Origin of the sequence: Micromonospora sp. WMMB482 (genome assembly GCF_019038635.1) — a bacterium.
GTDB classification, from domain to species: Bacteria; Actinomycetota; Actinomycetes; order Mycobacteriales; family Micromonosporaceae; genus Micromonospora; species Micromonospora marina.
In genome coordinates this window covers 783,803-797,340 of sequence record NZ_JAHOPD010000020.1, presented here as the reverse complement: position 1 = coordinate 797,340, position 13,538 = coordinate 783,803, and the positions used below count along the sequence as shown (strand labels likewise).

General features: G+C 73.3%; 16 protein-coding genes. 14 read left to right on the top strand and 2 right to left on the bottom strand.

Annotated elements, in window-relative coordinates:
• Position 1 precedes the first annotated feature (1 nt).
• Both dnaJ and KSK32_RS04540 read left to right on the top strand, forming a co-directional pair.
• Positions 2-1,147: a molecular chaperone DnaJ gene (dnaJ, locus tag KSK32_RS04545; RefSeq protein WP_216928750.1), complete on the top strand. Its 1,146-nt coding sequence runs from the start codon at positions 2-4 to the stop codon at positions 1,145-1,147.
• A gap of 1 nt (position 1,148) precedes the next feature.
• Positions 1,149-1,883, top strand: coding sequence for a 16S rRNA (uracil(1498)-N(3))-methyltransferase (locus KSK32_RS04540; protein ID WP_216928748.1), 735 nt, complete (start codon positions 1,149-1,151; stop codon positions 1,881-1,883).
• A 147-nt stretch (positions 1,884-2,030) separates the two neighbouring features.
• On the opposite strand, the gene KSK32_RS04535 is transcribed toward KSK32_RS04540, so the two are convergent.
• On the bottom strand, positions 2,031-2,792 hold the full coding sequence (locus KSK32_RS04535) for an SDR family NAD(P)-dependent oxidoreductase (protein WP_216928746.1): 762 nt from the start codon (positions 2,790-2,792) through the stop codon (positions 2,031-2,033).
• Positions 2,793-2,885: 93 nt separating this feature from the next.
• Between KSK32_RS04535 and KSK32_RS04530 the strand changes: the two genes are divergently transcribed.
• The 8 genes from KSK32_RS04530 (at position 2,886) to KSK32_RS04495 (ending at position 10,283) form a co-directional block, all read left to right on the top strand.
• Positions 2,886-3,230: a histidine triad nucleotide-binding protein gene (locus tag KSK32_RS04530; RefSeq protein WP_216928744.1), complete on the top strand. Its 345-nt coding sequence runs from the start codon at positions 2,886-2,888 to the stop codon at positions 3,228-3,230.
• On the top strand, positions 3,227-4,603 hold the full coding sequence (locus KSK32_RS04525; protein ID WP_216928742.1) for a serine hydrolase: 1,377 nt from the start codon (positions 3,227-3,229) through the stop codon (positions 4,601-4,603). Before KSK32_RS04530 ends, KSK32_RS04525 begins: the two co-directional genes overlap by 4 nt.
• 134 nt (positions 4,604-4,737) lie before the next feature.
• Positions 4,738-5,796 (top strand): PhoH family protein, encoded by a 1,059-nt coding sequence (locus KSK32_RS04520; RefSeq protein WP_091421739.1) that lies wholly within the window; start codon positions 4,738-4,740, stop codon positions 5,794-5,796.
• A 39-nt stretch (positions 5,797-5,835) separates the two neighbouring features.
• The gene (ybeY, locus tag KSK32_RS04515; protein ID WP_018787334.1) at positions 5,836-6,309 is read left to right on the top strand and encodes an rRNA maturation RNase YbeY; all 474 of its coding nucleotides are present in this window, start codon (positions 5,836-5,838) and stop codon (positions 6,307-6,309) included.
• A complete protein-coding gene (locus KSK32_RS04510; RefSeq protein ID WP_216935806.1) occupies positions 6,285-7,694 on the top strand; it encodes a hemolysin family protein in 1,410 nt (469 codons plus the stop codon). Before ybeY ends, KSK32_RS04510 begins: the two co-directional genes overlap by 25 nt.
• A complete protein-coding gene (locus tag KSK32_RS04505; protein ID WP_216928740.1) occupies positions 7,687-8,073 on the top strand; it encodes a cytidine deaminase in 387 nt (128 codons plus the stop codon). The genes KSK32_RS04510 and KSK32_RS04505 overlap by 8 nt, the downstream gene beginning before the upstream one ends.
• Positions 8,070-8,966: a GTPase Era gene (gene era / locus KSK32_RS04500; protein WP_216928739.1), complete on the top strand. Its 897-nt coding sequence runs from the start codon at positions 8,070-8,072 to the stop codon at positions 8,964-8,966. The genes KSK32_RS04505 and era overlap by 4 nt, the downstream gene beginning before the upstream one ends.
• A gap of 153 nt (positions 8,967-9,119) precedes the next feature.
• Positions 9,120-10,283 carry an acyltransferase gene (locus KSK32_RS04495; protein ID WP_216928737.1) on the top strand — a complete coding sequence of 388 codons (1,164 nt, stop codon included), beginning with the start codon at positions 9,120-9,122 and terminating at the stop codon, positions 10,281-10,283.
• Between the two features lie 22 nt (positions 10,284-10,305).
• Here the strand turns inward: KSK32_RS04495 and KSK32_RS04490 are convergent, their stop codons facing one another.
• The gene (locus tag KSK32_RS04490) at positions 10,306-11,103 is read right to left on the bottom strand and encodes a DUF4097 family beta strand repeat-containing protein (RefSeq protein ID WP_254186938.1); all 798 of its coding nucleotides are present in this window, start codon (positions 11,101-11,103) and stop codon (positions 10,306-10,308) included.
• Positions 11,104-11,205: 102 nt separating this feature from the next.
• Between KSK32_RS04490 and recO the strand changes: the two genes are divergently transcribed.
• The 4 genes from recO to KSK32_RS04470 all read left to right on the top strand — a co-directional run bounded on the left by recO (position 11,206) and on the right by KSK32_RS04470 (position 13,501).
• Entirely contained in the window at positions 11,206-12,066 is an 861-nt protein-coding gene (gene recO / locus KSK32_RS04485; RefSeq protein ID WP_216928735.1) for a DNA repair protein RecO, read from the top strand.
• A gap of 32 nt (positions 12,067-12,098) precedes the next feature.
• On the top strand, positions 12,099-12,875 hold the full coding sequence (locus KSK32_RS04480) for an isoprenyl transferase (RefSeq protein ID WP_216935802.1): 777 nt from the start codon (positions 12,099-12,101) through the stop codon (positions 12,873-12,875).
• 68 nt (positions 12,876-12,943) lie between these two features.
• Positions 12,944-13,129, top strand: a complete 186-nt coding sequence (locus KSK32_RS04475; RefSeq protein ID WP_026268349.1) for a hypothetical protein — start codon at positions 12,944-12,946, stop codon at positions 13,127-13,129.
• A 147-nt stretch (positions 13,130-13,276) separates the two neighbouring features.
• Positions 13,277-13,501 (top strand): thioredoxin reductase, encoded by a 225-nt coding sequence (locus KSK32_RS04470; RefSeq protein WP_216928733.1) that lies wholly within the window; start codon positions 13,277-13,279, stop codon positions 13,499-13,501.
• Positions 13,502-13,538 lie beyond the last annotated feature (37 nt).

The window sequence follows — 13,538 nt, the reverse complement described above, 5'->3', positions numbered from 1 at the left end:
AGTGGCCAGGGACTACTACGGCATTCTCGGCGTGAGCCGGGACGCCTCCGACGACGAGATCAAGCGCGCCTACCGCAAGCTGGCGCGGCAGTTCCACCCGGACGTCAATCCGGACCCGGAGGCCCAGGAGAAGTTCAAGGACATCAACGCCGCGTACGAGGTCCTCTCGGACGACCGGAAGCGGCAGATCGTCGACCTCGGCGGTGACCCGCTCGCCCCGGGCGGCGGTGGCATGGGCGGTCCCGGCGGCCCGGGCGGCGCCGGTCCGTTCGTCGGCTTCCAGGACATCATGGACGCGTTCTTCGGCGGCGCCGCGGGCGGCAGCCGGGGACCGCGTCCGCGTACCCGCCCCGGCGCGGACGCGATCCTGCGCCTGGAACTGGACCTCAACGAGACCGCGTTCGGCGTCGAGGCGCCGATCACCGTCGACACCGCAGTGCTCTGCACCACCTGCTCCGGCGCCGGCACCGCCGCCGGCACCCACCTGGCCACCTGCGAGGCGTGCGGCGGCCGGGGCGAGGTGCAGTCGGTGCAGCGGACCTTCCTCGGTCAGGTCGTCTCCGCCCGGCCGTGCACCGTCTGCCAGGGCTACGGCACCACCATCCCGCACCCCTGCCCGACCTGCGCCGGTGACGGCCGGGTGCGCACCCGCCGCTCGCTGACCGTCAAGATCCCGGCCGGGGTCGAGGACGGCATGCGGATCCGCCTGGCCCAGCAGGGCGAGGTCGGCCCCGGTGGCGGCACCGCCGGCGACCTCTACGTGGAGATCCACGAGCGGCCGCACGACGTCTACTCCCGCAAGGGCGACGACCTGCACTGCCGGGTGACGGTGCCGATGACCGCCGCCGCGCTCGGCACCCGGCTGACCATCAAGACGCTGGACAGCGAGGAGACGGTCGACGTCAAGCCCGGCACCCAGCCCGGCAGCACGCTGCGGCTGCGCGCCCGGGGCGTACCGCACCTGCGCGGCACCGGCCGGGGTGACCTCTACGTGCACCTGGACGTGCGTACCCCGACCAAGCTGGACGCCGACCAGGAGCGGATGCTGCGCGACTTCGCCAAGACGCGCGGCGAGGAGGTCGCCGAGCTGACCAAGGAGGGCGGCTTCTTCTCCCGGATGCGCGACGCCTTCAACGGGCACGCCTGAGGTGTCCGCGCCGCTGTTCCTGGTCGAGGCGCTGCCCACCGGTGACACGCTGACGCTCGACGGCCCGGAGGGCCACCACGCGGCCACCGTGCAGCGGCTGCGCGTCGGTGAGGAACTGGTGCTCGCCGACGGCCGGGGCGGCACCGCCGCCGCCGTGGTCACCGCCGTCGGCCGCGGCACGCTCGACCTGCGGGTCACCAGCCGGGGGTACGCGGACGCGCCGGTGCCCCGCCTGGTCGTGGTGCAGGGCATCGCCAAGGGCGACCGGGGTGAACTCGCCGTGCAGGCGATGACCGAGGTCGGCGTGGACGAGATCGTGCCCTGGGCGGCGTCCCGCTCAGTGGCGCAGTGGCGCGGTGAGCGGGGTGAACGGGCCCGGCAGAAGTGGGTGGCCACCGCCCGGGAGGCGGCGAAGCAGGCCCGCCGCCCGTGGCTGCCGGTGGTGGCGGGCGCGCCGGACGAGTCCACCGCCTCGGTGGCCCGCCGGATCGCCGGGGCGGCCGGCGCGTTCGTGCTGCACGAGGGCGCACAGGACCGGCTGACCACCGTCGACCTGCCGGCCGCCGGGGAGATCGTGCTGGTGGTCGGCCCGGAGGGCGGCATCGCCGACCACGAGCTGGCCACCTTCGCCGACGCCGGAGCCCGGACGGTCCGCCTGGGCCCGTCGGTCCTGCGCACGTCCACGGCAGGAGTAGCCGCCCTCACAGTCCTGGCCACCCGCCTGACCCACTGGTAACCCGAGCCCGCGCTCTCCCCGCCCGCGCTCTCCCCGCCCCGCTCTCCCGGCCCGCGCTGATCTTGCAGTTTCGGCCCGCGTTGCGCCCCTTTTGTGCCTTTTTGCGGGGCTGAAAGTGCAAGATCGCCGGAGGTCAGGGGGCGGAGGTCAGGAGCGGAGGTAGGAGGCGCCGTTCAGGTCGATGATGGTGCCTGCCGCCCACTCGGCTTCGGGGCTCGCCAGCCAGTGCACCGCCGCGGCTATCTCCTCCGGCCGGGCCACCCGGTGGAACGGGGACTGGGCGCGTACCGCCTCGCCCCGCTCGCTCTTCAGGTGCTCGTTCGTCATGTCGGTCTCGACGAAGCCAGGCGCCACGCACGCCACACCGATGCCGTACGGTGCCAGGGCCACCGCCAGCGACTGGGCCATCGCGTTCATCCCGGCCTTGCTGGCCCCGTACGCCGGGTTGGCCGGCTCGCCCCGGAACGCCCCACGGGACGACACGTTCACGATCCGGCCCCCGCGCTCGCGCATGTGCTGCGCGGCGCACCAGGCGGCGTTCGCGGCGCCGACCAGGTTGGTGTCCAGCACCTCCCGCCACCGCGCCCGCCACTGCTCGTAGCTGCTCTCGAAGACCGGGTGCGGGGGATCGGCCGGCCCGAACACGCCCGCGTTGTTCACGAGCACGTCGAGCCCGCCGAGCCGCTGGGCCGCCTCGTCCACCATCGCGCGCACCGCGTCGGCGTCGGCCAGGTCGGCGCGTACCACCACGTGCCCCTCGCCGGGCAGTTCGGCGCCCAGCCGCTCCGCCAGCTCGGCCGAGTCCCGGTGGTGGATCGCCACCCGGTCCCCACCGGCGGCGAACGCCCGCGCCACCGCCCGCCCGATGCCCCGCGAGGCCCCCGTCACCAGCACCGCCCGTCCCGACATGGCGGCCATCCTGCCGCATCGGGCCCCGGTGTTAAGAAGGGCCCCTTCACCTACCGGAGGCGTTAAGCAGGGGCCCTTCCTTACACTGCTGCGATGGACTGCCTCTTCTGCCGGATCGTCGCCGGGGAGATTCCGGCCACCATCGTCCGCGAGACCGCCACCACCCTGGCCTTCCGGGACATCGACCCGAAGGCGCCGACCCACGTGCTGGTGATCCCGAAGGAGCACTACGCGGACGTGGCCACGCTGGCCCAGGGCGCGCCCGAGCTGGCCGGCGAGGTGCTCCAGACCGCCGCCGTGGTCGCGGAGGAGGAGGGCCTGACCGTGGACGGGTTCCGGCTGATGTTCAACACCGGCCCGTACGGTGGCCAGGAGGTCTTCCACGCGCACGCCCACCTGCTCGGCGGCGCGCCGCTCGGCCCGATGCTCTGCCGATGACCGATGTCTCCGACCGGCTCGGCCGGATGGTGCGCCAGGCGCAGGCCACCGGGCGGATCCCGGCGGTGTCGGCCGCCCTGCACCGGGCCGACCGGCCGCTCTGGACCTGCACCGTGGGGGACACCGGCAACGACACCCCGCTGGGGCCGGAGACGGTGTTCCGCATCGGCTCGGTCACCAAGACCTTCACCGCGGCACTCGTCATGCAGTGCCGCGACGACGGCCTGCTCGACCTGGACGACCCGATCGGGCGGCACCTCGACCTGCCCGCGCACGGCGACGCGACAGTACGCCGGCTGCTGTCGCACACCGCCGGCCTGCAACGCGAGCCGCACGGCGACGTGTGGGACAGTCTGCGTGCCCCGGCCGTCGGCGAGATGCTGGCCGACCTGGCCCGGGTCGAGCGGGTGCTGCCCACCGGGCGGCGCTTCCACTACTCCAACCTCGGCCTGGCGCTGCTCGGCGAGGCGGTCGCCCGGCTGCGCGGCGGCACCTGGGCCGAGGTGCTGGCCGACCGGGTGCTCACCCCGCTCGGGCTGACCGCCACCGGGCCGTACCCGACCGGGCGCGCCGCGACCGGGTTCCTGGTCGACGCGTACTCCGACGAGGCCCACCCGGAACCACCCGCCGACTTCGGCGCGGTGGCCCCCGCCGCGCAGCTCTGGAGCACCGCGACGGACATGGCCCGCTGGGCCGCGTTCCTGGCCGACCCGGCGGCGGTGGACCCGGACGGCGCGGTGCTCGCCGCGACGACGGTCGAGGAGATGCGCTGGCCGCTGACCCCCACCGACGAGTCGGTCTGGTCGGCCGGCTTCGGGCTGGGGCTGATTCTGGTTCCGCAGCCGGACCGGGTGACCCACGTGGGCCACGACGGCGCGATGCCCGGATTCCTCGCCGCCGTCTACGGGCGGCGCGGCGGCCAGGGCACCGCCGGGGCGATGGGCGTCGCGGTGCTCGGCTCGTCCGGCACCGGCGTGGAGGTGCTGGAACTGCCCCACCGGCTGCTCGCCGCCGCCGCCGAGCACGACCCGGCGGAGATCGAGCCGTGGCGTCCCGGGCCGCCCGCGCCGGACCACCTGCGTGGCGTGCTGGGCCGCTGGTGGGGCGAGGGCTTCGAGTACGTCTTCTCCTGGCACGACGGGACGTTGCGGGCACGTGGCGCGGACGACCCGGCCGGGAAGCCGCCCGCCGTCTTCGCGCCGCTGCCGGACCGGCCGGACGTGTTCCGCACGGTCTCCGGCCGCGAGGTGGGTGAGCTGCTGAGGCTGACCCGCGACGAACGGGGCGTGGTGGTCCGGATGCACTGGGCGACCTACCGCTTCACCCGCGCCCAGGAGACCTTCGACGGGTACGACTTCCGCGTCGGCGACTGAGCGCCGGGCACCCGGAAATGGGCGCGGTGCGTACGGTGCCGACCCGATACGATGGAGGTACCGTACGCCGCGCCGGCAGGGCCCGGCGCCCGAGAAGCGGAGAGCAGGTGGCGCAGGGCCCGACGGCCCGACCTATGACCGGCACCCCACCTCCCGGCACGCCGCGTGTGCAGACCAGGATCACGGTTCCCGACCAGAAGATCATGGTGAACCTGCTCGGCGCGGGCGACGAGATCCTGCGCCTCGTCGAGCGCTCGATCGACAGCGACGTCCACGTCCGCGGCAACGAGATCACCATAACCGGCGCCCCCGCCGACAACGCCCTCGCCGAGCGCCTCTTCAGTGAGCTGCTCGAACTGATCGAGAAAGGCGAGACCCTGACCACAGACGCGGTACGGCGTACCGTCGGCATGCTCGAACAGGGCGGCGCCGAGCGGCCCGCCGAGGTCCTGACGCTCAACATCCTCTCCCGTCGCGGCCGCACCATCCGTCCCAAGACGCTGGGGCAGAAGAAGTACGTCGACGCGATCGACGCCCACACCATCGTCTTCGGCATCGGCCCGGCGGGTACCGGCAAGACCTACCTGGCCATGGCGAAGGCCGTGCAGGCGCTCCAGGCCAAGCAGGTCAACCGGATCATCCTGACCCGGCCGGCGGTCGAGGCGGGGGAGCGGCTGGGCTTCCTGCCCGGCACCCTGAACGAGAAGATCGACCCCTACCTGCGCCCGCTCTACGACGCGCTGCACGACATGCTCGACCCGGAGACCATCCCCAAGCTGATGGCCGCCGGCACGATCGAGGTCGCGCCGCTGGCATACATGAGGGGCCGCACCCTAAACGACGCGTTCATCATCCTGGACGAGGCGCAGAACACCACGCCCGAGCAGATGAAGATGTTCCTCACCCGGCTCGGCTTCGGGTCCAAGATCGTCGTCACCGGCGACGTAACCCAGGTGGACCTTCCCGGCGGGACGACGAGTGGCCTGCGGGTGGTCCGGGAGATCCTGAACAACGTCGAGGACGTGCACTTCGCCCAGCTGTCCAGCTCCGACGTGGTGCGCCACAAGCTGGTGGGCGAGATCGTCGACGCGTACGCCCGCTGGGACGCCGAGCGGGAGAACCAGCAGGCGCAGAGCGTGCACGCCGTACCGGGGCGGACCGCCCAGGGCGGCCGGGCCGGCCGGCGCCGCTGACCCACCGGCGGAAGCCGTCACATCATCAGAGGAAGACAGTTGTCCATCGAGATCGCCAACGAGTCCGGTGTCGACGTCGACACCGACGCCGTGCTCGCCGTCGCGCGGCACGCCCTCGACGAGATGGGGGTCAACCCCCTCGCCGAGCTGTCCGTGCTGCTCGTCGACATCGAGTACATGTCGGAGCTGAACCACCGCTGGATGGGTGGCGACGGCCCGACCGACGTGCTCGCCTTCCCCATGGACGAGGGCAGCGTCGACCACGGCCCGGGGGAGAGCGCCCCGGCCGGCGGTGAGCCGGCCCTGCTCGGCGACATCGTGCTCTGCCCGGAGGTGGCGGCCAAGCAGGCCGCCGCCGCCGGGCACGCGGCCGCCGACGAGCTGCACCTGCTCACCGTGCACGGCGTGCTGCACCTGCTCGGCTACGACCACGCCGAGCCCGAGGAGGAGCGGGAGATGTTCGGTCTCCAGGCCCGGCTGCTGGCCAGCTGGCGGTCGACCCGGTCGCGGTGATGGACGCCTTGGCGGCGGTCCGCGCCCCCGCCGGTCTGCCTGATCTCCAGCTCCTGGTGTTCGCCGCCGGGCTGGTGGTGCTCGCCGGCCTGATCGCGATGACCGAGGCGGCACTCGCCGCGGTCTCCCCGGCTCGCGCCGCCGAGCTGACCCGGGACGGCGCACGTGGCGGGCGTGCCCTCCAGGCGGTCGCCGGTGACGTGGTCCGCCATCTGAACCTGCTGCTCCTGCTGCGTCTGCTGGCCGAGCTGACCGCCACCACGCTCGTCGCGCTGGTGGCTGTCGACACGTTCGGCGCGGGCTGGCGGGCGGCGCTGGTGACCGCCGGTGCGATGACCGTGGTGAGCTTCGTCGTGGTCGGCGTCGGTCCGCGGACGATCGGCCGTCAGCACGCGTACGCGGTCGGCCGCGCGGTCGCGCCGCTGGTGCGATGGCTGGGCCGCGCGCTCAATCCGCTGGCGTCGTTGCTGATCCTGATCGGCAACGCGGTCACCCCCGGCAAGGGCTTCCGCGAGGGGCCGTTCGCGACCCAGGTGGAGCTGCGGGAGCTGGTCGACCTGGCCGAGCAGCGCGGGGTGGTGGAGCACGGCGAGCGCCAGATGATCCACTCGGTCTTCGCGCTCGGCGACACCATCGCCCGCGAGGTGATGGTGCCGCGTACCGAGATGGTGTGGATCGAGGAGCGCAAGACGCTCGCGCAGGCGCTGGCGTTGTTCCTGCGTTCCGGGTTCTCCCGGATCCCGGTGATCGGCGAGAACGTCGACGACGTGCTCGGTGTGCTCTACCTCAAGGACCTGATCCGGCGGGTGCAGGGCGACCAGGCCGCCCGGCAGATGCCGGTGGCCGAGCTGATGCGCCCGGCCACGTTCGTGCCGGAGTCCAAGCCGGTGGACGACCTGCTCTCGGAGATGCAGGCGGCCCGTAACCACCTGGTCATCGTGGTCGACGAGTACGGCGGCACCGGCGGGCTGGTCACCATCGAGGACATCCTGGAGGAGATCGTCGGGGAGATCACCGACGAGTACGATGTCGAGCGCCCGCCGGTCGAGCACCAGCCGGACGGGGCCGTGCGGGTGACCGCGCGGCTGCCGGTGGAGAATCTGGGCGAGCTGTTCGACACCGAGCTACCCACCGACGAGGTGGAGACGGTCGGCGGCCTGCTCGCCCAGGCGCTCGGGCGGGTGCCCATCCCGGGCGCCGAGGCCGAGGTGGCCGGCCTGCGGCTGGTTGCCGAGGGCACGACCGGCCGGCGCAACCGGATCGACACGGTTCTGGTGAGCCGGGTCGACCGGGGCGACACGCCGGAGGGCACCGACCGAAACGATCCGCCCGATTCCCGTGGCGACAACAACCGTTCCGAGGAGAGGCAACCCGCCGATGCCTGAGTCACCCGCCGTACCGGCCGCCCTGCCCACCCCCGCCGACCCGGCCGAGCTGAGCGCCGAGGACGCCAAGCTGGTCGTCCTGGCCCGGGGCGCGCGGAGCCGGGTGGCGGCCGTGGAGGGCGCCGCGGTACGCGACCAGGACGGCCGGACGTACGCGGCGGCGAGCGTGGCGCTGCCGTCGCTGACGTTGACCGCGCTCCAGCTCGCTGTCGCCTCGGCGGTGGCGGCGGGCGCGACCCGGCTGGAGGCCGCCGTGGTGGTGACCGAGGCGTCGACGCTGGACGGGGCCGGGCACGCCGCGGTGCGTGACCTGTCCGCCGACGCGCCGGTCCACGTGGCCGCGCCGGACGGCACCGTCCTCGGCACGGTGGTCGAGTGACCACGCCTGAGGCGCGCCCCTACCGGGCCGGTTTCGCCTGTTTCGTCGGGCGGCCGAACGCCGGTAAGTCGACGCTGACGAACGCGATCGTCGGCACCAAGATCGCGATCACCTCGAACAAACCGCAGACCACCCGGCACATCATCCGGGCGGTGCTGCACCGGCCGGACTCGCAGCTCGTGCTCGTCGACACCCCGGGTCTGCACCGGCCCCGTACGCTGCTCGGCGAGCGCCTCAACGACCTGGTCCGGGAGACCTGGAGCGAGGTCGACGTGATCGGCCTGTGCGTCCCGGCGAACGAGCCGATCGGCCGGGGGGACCGCTTCATCACCGGCGAGCTGGCCAGCCTCAAGGCCACAGTGCTGGCGGTGGTCACCAAGACCGACCTGGTGGACAAGAAGCGGCTGGCCGAGCAGTTGCTCGCGGTGAGCGAGCTGGGCGAGTTCGCCGACGTGGTGCCGGTCAGCGCGGTCTCCGGCCACCAGGTGGACACGCTCGTGGACGTGATGACCGGCTACCTGCCCGAGTCGCCGCAGCTCTACCCGGACGACATGCTCACCGACGACCCGGAGCAGGTGCTCGTCGCGGAGCTGGTCCGCGAGGCGGCGCTGGAGGGCGTACGCGACGAGCTGCCGCACTCCATCGCCGTGGTGGTCGAGGAGATGATCCCGGAGGGCAACCTCACCAAGATCTACGCCGACGTGTACGTGGAGCGCCCGAGCCAGAAGGCCATCGTCATCGGCCACCGGGGCAGTCGCCTCAAGCACGTGGGCACCACCGCCCGGCGGCAGATCGAGGAGTTGCTCGGCACCAGGGTCTACCTCGACCTGCACGTACGCGTGGCGAAGGACTGGCAGCGCGACCCGAAGCAGTTGCGCAAGCTCGGCTTCTGACCGGGCGGCCGGAGCGGGCTCCCGGCGACGGATGATCAGGACCAGCCAGACCTATGGGACATCTCACTTTCCATAGGCGTTCTCGGCTGTTTCACAGCGTCCGGGAGCAGGGTAGGGATCGTTGTCTCTGCCCCCGGACCCCGCCGTGAGCTGATGCGAAACCGCTATCTGGACCTGCTCCGCTTCCTGGCCATCCTGCGCGTCGTCACCTACCACGTCACCGGCTACGCCACGCTCACGCTGGTGTTCCCGGCGATGTCGGTGATGTTCGCCCTGGCCGGGTCGCTGATGGCGGCATCGCTCGACCGCAGCGGCGTACGCGCGGTCGGGCGTCGGCTGCGCCGCCTCCTGCCGTCGCTCTGGGTGGTCGCCGCGGTCTTCGTGCCGGCCATGCTGCTCACCGGGCTGGCGTTCGGCCCGAAGGTGCTGCTCTGGATCTTCCCGATCAGTGACCCGCCGGCGAACTACTGGGGCGGGCTGGCGCTCAGTCCGATCTGGTACCTGCGGGACTACCTGTGGTTCGTGCTGGCCTCGCCGCTCGTGCTCTGGCTGTTCCGCCGGGCGCCGTTGCCCACGCTCATCGCCCCGTACCTGCTGCTGGTCGCGATCGAGGCCGGCGTCCTGGCGAACCCGCCGACGGTGCTGCGCGAGTTCGGCCTCTACTTCGGCGCCTGGCTGCTGGGCTTCGCCCACCACGACGGGCTGCTGCGCCGGATGCGCAACCGGGTGCTGCTGCCGGTGGCCGCCGTGGTCGGCGCCGCCGGGCTGGCCTGGATCGTCACCCACCCGGGCCCACGCGGGTACGACATCAACGACATCCCGCTCGGCAACGCGCTCTGGTCGGCCGCGTTCATCCTGGTGGCGATCGGCCGCGCGCCGGTCGGGGTGACGTGGGTCGACCGCCTGCCGGTGCTCGGCCGGGCGGTCACTGTGGTGAACCGGAGGGCGCTGACCGTCTACCTCTGGCACATGCCGTTCGTGGTGCTCCTCACCCCGCTCGTCGGCCTGGTCGGCTGGTCCCCGCGCGACCCGGTCGGCCTGTGGCTGCGGGTGGGGCTGGTCTTCGCCCTCGTCGGCGTGGTGACGCTCATGGTCGGCTGGGTCGAGGACGTGGCGGCCCGGCGTACCCCCGAACTGCTTCCCGGCAAGCCGCGGCGGGCGGTGGCCGACCGGGCGGCGGCACCGGCCAGCCCGGCCCCCGCCGGGGCGGAGGACGCGCTGGTGAGCGCCGGCGCCCGGGTGCCGGCGCCTCGCCGCCCGGCCGAGAACCCGGCCGGGGCGACGGCGTCCCGGCGGGACACACCCGGCGGTGACTGAGCGACCACCGGGCGCGGACCGGTCAGCGGGTGCTGACCGTGACGTTGCCGCTGGTGGCTGATGCTTCGAGCTGCACCGAGGCGGTCGGGTCGTTTGTGACGCGCACGTCGGTGTCGCCGGAGGTCGCGGTGGCGCGCACCCGGTAGCGGCCGGCGGGTACGGCCAGGTCGACGTTGCCGCTCGTGGCGTGCACCCGCGCCGGAGCCGGCTCGTCCAGCTCGACCACGATGTTGCCGGAGGTGGTCTCGGCGTCGATCGCGGAGTCGAGCCGGCGGGCCTCGATGTCGCCGGAGCGGGCCCGCAGCCGCACCGGGCCGGCCGCCTCCACGACCCGGATGTTGCCCGACGTGGTGGACGCGCGGACCGCGCCGGTGACGCCCCTGATGGTCAGGTCGCCGGAGCTGAGCGTGAACTCCACCGCGCCGACGTCGCTGAGGTCGACGTTGCCCGAGCCGGTGCCGCCGCGAACCACCACGCCGGGTGGCGCGGTCACCTCCCAGGAGATGCTGCACCGGTGCCCGCAGTCGGTGGGCAGGACGAGTTCGTCGCCAGTGATCTCGTACCGGCTGGTCGGCTCGTCGCCCTGGTAGCGGACCACGCGCTTGACGCGTACCTGGTCGGCGGGGCCGTTGGCCCGGACCACGACGTCACCGGCGCCGTCGTCGTCCACGGTGATCTTCGTGATCTTCGTCCGCTCGGTCTGGTCGAAGTCGAGGCGGCGGAACGAGAGGGTGTCACACCCGGCGAGGACGATGAGGGCGGTGGCCGCGGTGGCGGCCACCACGCCGCGTAGCCGGGGAGCGGTGCGGAGCGAAGCCATGGCCAGCACACTAGGTCCGGCCTGACGCCCGGCACATCGGGGATCGCCCGACGGTGCACCCCGAGCCGACCCTGAGATCGCACCCGGAGGGAGAATGGCCTGATGGCCGGGTACCGCCGACAGCTCTACCGCGACGACGCGGTGGTGCTGCGTGTGCAGAAGCTGGGCGAGTCCGACCGCATCATCACGCTGTTCACCCGCCGGCACGGCCGGTTGCGCGCGGTGGCCCGGGGCGTACGGCGCACCATGAGCCGGTTCGGCGCGCGGCTGGAACCGTTCGGGCACGTCGACCTCCAGCTCGCCGGTGACCCCAAGGGCAACCAGGGCAGCTCACTGCACACCGTCAGCCAGGTCGAGGCGATCGAGCTGTACGGCAAGCGGTTCCTCGGCGACTACCCCCGCTACACGGCGGCCAGCGCGATCGCCGAGACCGCCGAGCGGCTCACCCCGGTCGAGCGCGAGCCGTCGCTGCGGCTGTTCCAGCTCACCCTCGGCGCGATGAAGTCGCTGGCCCGGGGCGAGCATGCCACCACGCTCGTGCTCGACGCGTACCTGCTGCGCGGCATGGCGTTCGCCGGCTGGGCGCCCGCGCTCGCCGCCTGCGCGGTCTGCGGCGAGCCGGGCCGGCACCGCGCGTTCTCCGTACCGGCCGGCGGCGCGGTCTGCCCGGACTGCCGGCCCCCCGGCGCCGCCCACCCCGCGCCCGCCACGCTGGAGCTGATGTCCGCGCTGACCTCCGGCGACTGGGGGTACGCCGACGCCGCCGAGACCGGCGTACGCCGCGAGTGCAGCGGGCTGGTCGCGGCGCACCTCCAATGGCATCTGGAGCGCGCGCTACGCTCGCTGCCGCTGGTCGACCGGGGTGCCCCGGCGTCCGGCGCGGTCCCGCCGCCCGGCGGCGCGGGGCCGGATGTGGTCCCGCCGCGCTCCGGCGCCGGTGTGAACAGGGAGATGACCGAGTGATCCGATCGACGAGGGCGACCCGCCGCGAGCCGGTGCCGCCGACCCCGCACCCCTCCGGCGCCCGTCCGCCGGCGCTGCCGCCCGCCGCTGTGCCCCGGCACGTCGCCATCGTGATGGACGGCAACGGCCGCTGGGCCAAGGAGCGCGGCCTGCCTCGCACCAAGGGGCACGAGCAGGGCGAGCACAGCCTGTTCGACGCCGTCGAGGGCGCGATCGAGATGGGGATTCCCTACCTGTCGGCGTACGCGTTCTCCACCGAGAACTGGCGGCGCTCGCCGGACGAGGTCCGCTTCCTGATGGGCTTCAACCGCGACGTCATCCGCCGCCGCCGGGACCAGCTCGTCGACCTGGGCGTACGGGTGGTCTGGTCGGGCCGCGCCGGCCGGCTGTGGAAGAGCGTCATCTCCGAGTTGCAGACCGCCGAGGAGATGTCGCGCGGCAACTCGACGCTGACGCTGCAGTTCTGCGTCAACTACGGCGGCCAGGCCGAGATCGCCGACGCCGCCGCCGGGATCGCCCGGGACGTCGCGGCCGGCAAGCTCGACCCGGACAAGGTGAACGAGAAGACGATCGCGCGCTACCTCTACCACCCCGAGGTGCCCGAGGTCGACCTGTTCCTGCGTCCCTCCGGCGAACAGCGCATCTCGAACTTCCTGCTCTGGCAGACCGCGTACGCCGAGCTGGTCTACCTGGACACGCTCTGGCCCGACTTCGACCGCCGCCACCTCTGGTACGCCTGCGAGCTGTACGCCCAGCGCGACCGCCGCTTCGGCGGTGCCCTGCCCAACCCGGTCGCCCCGGGCGCCTGACGTCACGCTTAGCGACGCGCCGCGCTGGGTACCGATACGGGTAGACAGCAAACGCGGAGGTGAACCACATGATTCAGAAGCGGATCGCGCAGTGGGCGGTCATGGCGGTCGCCGTGCCGCTGGCGGCGGCCGGCGCGCGCCGGCTCAGCCACACCCTGGAGGCCCGTCGCGGCCCGTCCGGGGTGAGCCGTCTGCTGACCAAGGGCGCCGACCTGATCCGGCCGCAGAAGGCCAAGCGTCGCCGGTTCTTCTGACCGCGACGTCCGGCCTCGGTGGCTGCGGCCGCCGTCCGGCCCGAACATGACGCCCCGCATCCGGCTTTCCCGCCGGGCGCGGGGCGTTGCGCTCTACGATCGGCGCAGGGCGCGCCGCCGGGTGCGCGCCCGCCACGGGGGTGGAGGATGCGCGATCTCCGGTACGAGATGACTGCTGCCCTGGCCGCCGCCGACCTGGTGGAACCGGACCGCCGGGACGCGGTCGCCGTATTGTGCGCCGACGTGGCGCAGCGGTGGTGCGCCGACCTCGGGCACACCCCGGCGGTCCGCTCCGGTGAGATCGGCGAACTGGCGGCCGGGGAGCCGGCCGCCGGCTGGGCGCCCGAGCCGGACGGTCAGCGGGCCTGGTGAACCGCCCGGCAGGGCTGGGTCGGCCCGGGCCGGTGTC